Source organism: Parazoarcus communis SWub3 = DSM 12120, from assembly GCF_003226565.1.
Classification (GTDB): domain Bacteria; phylum Pseudomonadota; class Gammaproteobacteria; order Burkholderiales; family Rhodocyclaceae; genus Parazoarcus; species Parazoarcus communis.
Map to the genome: position 1 here is coordinate 1 of NZ_QKOE01000197.1, position 255 is coordinate 255.

Here is a 255-nt window from a genome sequence, read left to right on the forward strand (position 1 = left end):
GGCCGCTGGATCGGCCACGGCCAGGCGCTGCTGCTGCTCGGCCCGCCGGGCGTGGGCAAGACATCGCTGGCGGTCCCCCTCGGACGCGAAGCGGTCGATCGTGGCTACACGGTGCTCTTCACCTCGGCGGCGGCGCTCATGGCCGGACTCACGAAGGCGCACGCCGACGGAAGGCTTGAGGAGAAACTGCTGCAGATCTCAAAGCCGAAACTGCTGATCATCGATGAACTGGGCTACCTGCCGCTCGAGCCAGCT

Annotated in this window: 1 protein-coding gene; it reads left to right on the forward strand. The window is 67.5% G+C overall.

Annotation, left to right across the window (positions count from 1 at the left end):
* A partial coding sequence (locus tag DNK49_RS23725) for an ATP-binding protein (RefSeq protein ID WP_120719303.1) occupies nt 1-255 on the forward strand: 255 nt, incomplete at both ends.